General features: G+C 65.9%; 7 protein-coding genes. 4 read left to right on the top strand and 3 right to left on the bottom strand.

Annotation, left to right across the window (positions count from 1 at the left end; translation table 11 throughout):
- Nucleotides 1-155, bottom strand: a 155-nt coding sequence (locus DVH29_RS16740) for an IS1/IS1595 family N-terminal zinc-binding domain-containing protein (RefSeq protein ID WP_369333223.1), incomplete at its 3' end; no start/stop codon positions are given.
- Between the two features lie 193 nt (nucleotides 156-348).
- Here DVH29_RS16740 and DVH29_RS13665 point away from each other — a divergent pair.
- Together DVH29_RS13665 and DVH29_RS13660 are read left to right on the top strand one after the other, a co-directional pair.
- Nucleotides 349-1368, top strand: a complete 1020-nt coding sequence (locus DVH29_RS13665; RefSeq protein WP_147276097.1) for an alpha/beta hydrolase — start codon at nucleotides 349-351, stop codon at nucleotides 1366-1368.
- A 121-nt stretch (nucleotides 1369-1489) separates the two neighbouring features.
- A complete protein-coding gene (locus DVH29_RS13660) occupies nucleotides 1490-2224 on the top strand; it encodes a DUF1013 domain-containing protein (protein ID WP_114646745.1) in 735 nt (244 codons plus the stop codon).
- A gap of 111 nt (nucleotides 2225-2335) precedes the next feature.
- Here DVH29_RS13660 and DVH29_RS13655 read toward each other — a convergent pair whose 3' ends face one another.
- Nucleotides 2336-2512: a YdcH family protein gene (locus DVH29_RS13655; protein ID WP_114646744.1), complete on the bottom strand. Its 177-nt coding sequence runs from the start codon at nucleotides 2510-2512 to the stop codon at nucleotides 2336-2338.
- A 147-nt stretch (nucleotides 2513-2659) separates the two neighbouring features.
- Between DVH29_RS13655 and DVH29_RS13650 the strand changes: the two genes are divergently transcribed.
- Both DVH29_RS13650 and DVH29_RS13645 read left to right on the top strand, forming a co-directional pair.
- A complete protein-coding gene (locus DVH29_RS13650) occupies nucleotides 2660-2875 on the top strand; it encodes a YdcH family protein (protein WP_114646743.1) in 216 nt (71 codons plus the stop codon).
- A gap of 68 nt (nucleotides 2876-2943) precedes the next feature.
- The gene (locus DVH29_RS13645; RefSeq protein WP_114646751.1) at nucleotides 2944-3756 is read left to right on the top strand and encodes a siderophore-interacting protein; all 813 of its coding nucleotides are present in this window, start codon (nucleotides 2944-2946) and stop codon (nucleotides 3754-3756) included.
- 16 nt (nucleotides 3757-3772) lie between these two features.
- Here the strand turns inward: DVH29_RS13645 and DVH29_RS13640 are convergent, their stop codons facing one another.
- On the bottom strand, nucleotides 3773-6037 hold the full coding sequence (locus DVH29_RS13640) for an AI-2E family transporter (RefSeq protein WP_114646742.1): 2265 nt from the start codon (nucleotides 6035-6037) through the stop codon (nucleotides 3773-3775).
- Between the last annotated feature and the right edge of the window lie 54 nt (nucleotides 6038-6091).

Raw genomic sequence — 6091 nt, 5'->3', positions numbered from 1 at the left:
ATGTACATCTCGATCGCCATCGCCTTGGTCTTGGCGCTGAAGCGGGGCTGGCTGTCGGTGCTGTAGCGGCCGCAGGTACGGCAGCAATAGCGTTGATGGCCGGCCTTGCGCCCGCGTTTGATCAGGTCCGTGCCGTGGCAACTGGGGCAATCCATTGCGTTCCTCCTTGCGCAAATCACCCCTCCACAAGAATCCAAAAAGAGGCCCGTGTAAACAATCCCCGAACTTGGGGGACGATCCGGTCACGTTTTTGTCAGGGTTGCGAAACAGACTTGCTCCGAATCCGCCTTGTGGCGATTCTTGCATGTGAGGCGGGGGCGCCGCTTGGAATGGGTATTTGACGTCGGCATGACACAGACTGCCATTCGATTCCTGGGAGGGCTCGCCGTCCTCGCAGCCCTCGTCCTGCTGATCTACGGGCTGGTGATCGCCTTCGCCTATACCTTCCAGCGCGAAATGGTCTTCCCGCGCCGCTTCGTCAACGCCGTGCCCTTCCAGGCCATGGTCGGCCCCGATTTCGAGCGCATCGTGCTCGAAACCAGCGATGGCGAACGGCTCAAGGGCTATTTCAAGGCCCCGGTCGCAGAGTCCCCGGTCATCGTCGCCTTTCACGGCAATGGCAGCGTGCCCGAACCCATGGCGGTGCGTTTCGGCAATCCCCCCTGGGCCGATGCCGGGTTCGGCGTGCTCACCTTCGCCTATCGCGGCTATCCCGGCTCGACGGGCCTGCCCAGCGAGGAGGGCCTGCTGCTCGACGCCGAGGCCGCCATCGCCTTTGCGCGCCAGCGCGCGCCGGCCAGCCGGCTGGTGCTGATGGGGCATTCGCTGGGCACCGGCGTCGCCGTCGCCATGTCCGAGCGCCATCCCAGCCTGTCGCTGGTGCTCGAAGCCCCCTTCTCCTCGCTGCCCGACGTGGTCGCGGCCACCATGCCCTTCCTGCCCGGCCAGTTGCTGCACGATACCTTCCTCTCCGCGCGCCGCATCGCCACCGCGCAGGCGGGAACCATCATCATCGTCCATGGGGAGCGCGACACGGTGATCCCCGCCTTCCTCGGCCGGCGCCTCTTTGCCGCCGCCCCGCATGGGGTGTTCATGTCGGTGGAGGATGCGGACCACCTCAACCTGCGCGGCGTGCGCGACCGCGAAATCCTCGATATCGTCCTCAACGGCTATCCGCCCGAACCCACACCCCAGAGCGAGCCGGTCGGCTCCCCCGATCCGCTGCTGGCCGGCGCCGAGACCGCTCCGGCCATCCTCCCGGTCGGCTCGCCCGACCCGGTTGCCGACGGGGAAGCGCCGCCGCCAAGCTCGACCCTGCCCCGGGCCGAGATCGGCTCCCCGGACCCGATCCTCGCGGCAAGGCCATGATTGCGCATTGCATGCGCGGCCGTTCGGCCTTATATTAACTGCCAAATTCCCCCTCATTCCGATCACGGCGAGGCGGGCGGCCCCGGAGGAACACCGGGCCGCAGCACAGGAGAGATATACCATGGCCACGCAATTGCTGATGCCCAAGGCGACCGCCGTCTGGCTCGTCGAAAACACCGCGCTCTCGTTCAAGCAGATCGCCGATTTCTGCACCCTGCATCCGCTGGAAGTCCAGGGCATCGCCGATGGCGACGTCGCCGGCGGCATCCGGGGCGTCAATCCGATCCAGAACGGCCAGATCACCCGCGAGGAGATCGCCCGGGGCGAAGCCGACGAAACCTACCGGCTGCGGATTTCCGAGCCCAAGGTGAAGGTCGCCGCCCCCAAGCGGCGCGGCCCGCGCTACACTCCCACCTCGCGGCGGCACGAACGCCCCAACGCCATCAAATGGCTGGTGCGCAACCATCCCGAGCTCAAGGACGCCCAGATCATGCGCCTGGTCGGCACCACCAAGTCGACCATTGAATCGGTGCGCGACAACACCCACTGGAACGCCGCCAACCTTACGGCCATGGACCCGGTGACCCTGGGCCTGTGCAGCCAGATGGAACTCGACATGGAAGTGCGCAAGGCGGCCCGCGCCGCCGGCATCACCGAGGATGCGCCCGAAGGCACCCGTCTGATGACCGCCGAGGAAGCCCTGAGCCGCGCCCAATATGCCGGCGAAGAGGGCGAAGCCGGTGCAGAACGCGAGACCGGGGACAGCGCCTATGACGCCGAGCGCGAGGCCGAATCAGTGTTTGCCAAGCTCAAATCCCTCAAGGGCGCCGACGCCGACGAAGACGATCGCGGCTGACCACGCCGGACCCATGGTGCAGCGTCCGCATCGGAGCGGGCGTTGCCCGGGCAATAAAAAAGGCCGCAGCTTGCGCTGTGGCCTCACAGATTTGCATAAGAAACAGTCCGCCTAGTGGGCAGGGCCACGCTGGGCGCGGTTCATTTCATCCTTGAGTTCGAGCTTCTTGCGCTTGAGAGCCGCGATCAGCAGGGCATCCCGCGACGGGTGCCGCATTTCTTCGCTGATCTTGCGATCCAGATCCTGGTGTCGCCGCTCCAGAGAGGTGATGTAAGTCTGTGAGGTCATAGTCACTCCTTTCCATCAGTTGGACGACAATATCGTCACACTCTTTGCCGGCTTTGTCCAATGGCAAATCTGTGGCAAGAATGAAATGTCGTGACTGCGCCGCTCTTGATCGGCGCGGCCTCAATGCCTATCGGGGAGTGGCCGTCCATGCTCGCACTGGACAAGGAACTGGAAGCCAGGCTCGGCCTCGAACTGGCCACCAAACGCCAGGAGCATACCGATCTCGACGCGGCCATCAGGACGCTGCTTGCCTCGGGTATCGCCGATGCCACCCTGATCCAGCGCCTCAAGAAGCGCAAGCTGGCCCTAAAAGACCGCATCGTGCAGCTCGAACGGATCATCCTGCCCGACATCATCGCCTGACGCCATGTTAATTTGACTTTGCCGATCAGCATTTGTACGGCTTGTCCGAAACAACAATGGTGAACTTCATGTCAGGCACTGAACGCGGCGTCGAACGCATCCGCCACGAACTCAAATTCCGCATTGCCAGCGTCGTCGGCACCGAGCGCATCACCCCCAAGATGGCGCGCATCACGCTGACCAGCGACGATTTCGACAGCTTTGTTTCGCTGGCCTATGACGATCATTGCAAGGTGTTCTTCCCCGAGGCCGGGCAGAGCGAGTTTCCGCTGCCCCAGCGCGGCGAGAACGGACTGGTCTTTCCCGATGGCCGGCGTCCCGAAGCGCGCGACTATACCCCGCGCTCCTACGACAACGCGGCCAAGACCTTGATCCTCGATTTCGTGCTGCATGGCGACGGCCCCGCTTCGAGCTGGGCCGAGACCGCCGAACCCGGCGACCGGATCGGCATCGGCGGACCGCGCGGCTCCTTCGTCGTCAAGGGCGCATTCGACTGGTATCTGCTGATCGGCGACGAGACGGCCCTGCCGGCCATTGCCCGGCGCCTCGAGGAACTGCCCAAATCCGCCAAGGCCATCGCCATCATCGAAGTGGCCGACAATGGCGAGATCCAGACCATCGACGCCCCCAAGGGCGCCGAAATCCACTGGCTGAGCCGCGAAGGCGCCGAACCGGGCGACCCCGACCGCCTTCTGGGCGCCGCCCAGGCGCTGGCGCTGCCCGAAGGCGACGGCTATGTCTTCATCGCCGGGGAAAACCGGGTCAGCAAGGCGCTGCGCACCCATTTCGTCGATACCCTCGGGCACAATCCCGACTGGATCAAGGCGGCCGGATACTGGCAGGTCGGGGCGGACGATTTCGACGACGGCCACGCCCACTGAGACGGAACGCCGGAGGTCATCCGTCGATGGCCTCCTTTTCATCGGCCTCCTGGCGCCGCACCAGTTCGTTGATCTCTGCGGCAAGGTTTCGCGCCGAGGCTTCCAGGGTGTCGATCTCCGCGTCCTTGTAGATGCGCGGCTCCTGGTCGAAGACCGCCAGCACGGCGCCGATCTCGCTGTCCGCCCCCCGGATCGGCGCCCCGGCATAGGCCCGCACTCCGGTCTCGATGACGCCGCGCAGCCGGGCAAAGTCCGAATGCTGCAGGTCCTCGATGATCAATGACCCGCCGCTTTCGAGCACCTGCCGCGCCAACTGCTCGGCATGGCTGGCCTCCCCATCGGCCTCCGCCGGCCCGGCCAGCGGCAGATAGGTCACCATGGAGACCGTCGCCCCGATCTCCTGCGCCAGATGGCGCAGCACCTCGGCAATGCCCGGATCGGCGGCGGCGCGGGCCGAAAGCGCGCGCGCCCGGGCCCGCAGGTCGCCCAGCGCCTCCAGGCTGACCGCAGTGCCCCGCGTGTCGTCGCCCAGCGCCACGGCGATGGCCTGCTCGGCCTCGGCCACGCTGGCGGCCACGGCCGCGATGTCGGCGGTAGCCTCCGACCCGTTGCGGGCCCGCAGATCGGGATGGAAATAGCCGGTGACGATGGTGAGGCCGGGCTTGAGACGCTTGAGCCTGCGCGCCGCGTAGCGGGCGTAAATCTCCGGCTTTTCCTCCAGATAGCACAGGCAGGCGATGTCGGCTGCCCTGAGGTCGAGTTGGCCGATCCCCTCCTTGCGCAAGGCCAGCGGCGCCATGACGCGCACGCTGTGGCCCATGGCGCGCACCCGTTCGCCAACCATCAGCGCCATAGCGTGGTCGAGCTCGGTCTTGCCCCCGAACACCATGACGCGCGGCTGGGTTTCGCCCGGGCCCGTGCCTTCACCCTCCTCGATGCCCTCGATCACCTCCGAGAGGGTTTCCACCACCCGGTGGCGATGGGAAGGATCGGCGAGATCGCCGGCCACATCGGCCTGCGCCAATTGCAGCGCCGGCAGCGCGATGGCGTCATAGAAGGTGCCGATCGAGGTGGCCTCGATCTCGCGGTCGGCCAGTTCGGTCGCCTCCTCGACATTGCCGGCGATCAGCCGCTGGTAGAAGCGCTCCTGCGGCAACAATACCGGCGCGCTGCCGAGAAGGGTTTCGATGAAGCCCATATGCGGCACATAGCGCGCCATGACGACGAGGCAGACGGTCAGGGGCATGGAGACGATCAGCCCGATCGGTCCCCAGAGCGTGGCCCAGAACATCGCCGCGACCAGCACGGCCAGCGGCGTGAGGCCGGTGGAATCGCCGTAAAAGCGCGGCTCGACGATGTTGTTGGAGACGATCTCGATGACCAGATAGAGCCCGATCACCCCGAACAGCATGGTCCAGCCCGGATCGACGGCGATCGCGAGCATGACCGGGAAGGCCGCGATGATCAGCGTGCCCACGAAGGGGATGTAGCGGAAGATGATGGCCAGGAGCCCCCAGAGGATGGCATTGGGCACGCCGAGCAGCAGCAGCCCGCTGCCGAACACGATCCCGTAGCCGGCGCTGATCGCCGCCTGGGCCAGGAGATAGCGTCCCACCCGGCTCGAAGCCTCGTTCAGGGCTTCGGTGCTCGATCGCAGGTCGCCCCGGCTGGCCAGTTTGAGGAAGCGGTCGCGCAATTCCTCCCGCTCGAGGAGGAGAAAGATCAGGAAGATGGTGACGATGAGGGTCGAGGTCAGCGGGCCGATGATGGAAAAGAACACAGTCTGCGCCGCTTCCATCGAGCCCGCGCCGCCATCGACGATGGTGACGGGCATGGGCGCGCCTTCCTCGACCGCTCCTGCTCCCGCCCCCACCTGGGCACCCACCTGCTCGATGGTGGAGACCAGCCGGTCCACCACCTGCCCGCCGCCAAAAGTCTCCTGAAGCATGCGCAGCTTTTCGCTGATCGTCGCCTGGTAGCGCGGCAGGTCGGAGGCCAGCGAGAGGAATTGCGAGAACGCCACATAGGCGATGCCGCCCAGCAGGACGATGACCGCCAGCACCGAAGAGATCACCGCCAGCACATAGGGCAGGCCCACCCGGCGCAGGGCGTTGACCACAGGCCCCAGCGCAAAGGCCAGCAGCACCGCCATGACCAGCGGAACGAAGATGCCGCGCCCCAGATAGAGCACGGCGACGAGCAGAACGAAGGTCAATATGGCCGAGAGCGGTTGCCCTGTCGGCGGAGCCTGCACCGGCACGGCCGGCGAACGCTTGTCCATGGTTGTCCCCAAAAGCCCCCCTTTGGGCCTGCCCTATTAATGCGCGCGCTCTGT

Source organism: Pelagibacterium lacus (assembly GCF_003345525.1).
GTDB classification, from domain to species: domain Bacteria; phylum Pseudomonadota; class Alphaproteobacteria; order Rhizobiales; family Devosiaceae; genus Pelagibacterium; species Pelagibacterium lacus.
This window is presented reverse-complemented; position numbering and strand designations above follow the sequence as displayed.

What these genes read in the sequence shown, in the direction of transcription:
- DVH29_RS13640 (WP_114646742.1), bottom strand. Translation starts at nt 6,037, where the DNA reads ATGGACAAGCGTTCGCCGGCCGTGCCGGTGCAGGCTCCGCCGACAGGG.
- DVH29_RS13660 (WP_114646745.1), top strand. Translation starts at nt 1,490, where the DNA reads ATGGCCACGCAATTGCTGATGCCCAAGGCGACCGCCGTCTGGCTCGTC.
- DVH29_RS13665 (WP_147276097.1), top strand. Translation starts at nt 349, where the DNA reads ATGACACAGACTGCCATTCGATTCCTGGGAGGGCTCGCCGTCCTCGCA.
- DVH29_RS13645 (WP_114646751.1), top strand. Translation starts at nt 2,944, where the DNA reads ATGTCAGGCACTGAACGCGGCGTCGAACGCATCCGCCACGAACTCAAA.
- DVH29_RS13650 (WP_114646743.1), top strand. Translation starts at nt 2,660, where the DNA reads ATGCTCGCACTGGACAAGGAACTGGAAGCCAGGCTCGGCCTCGAACTG.
- DVH29_RS13655 (WP_114646744.1), bottom strand. Translation starts at nt 2,512, where the DNA reads ATGACCTCACAGACTTACATCACCTCTCTGGAGCGGCGACACCAGGAT.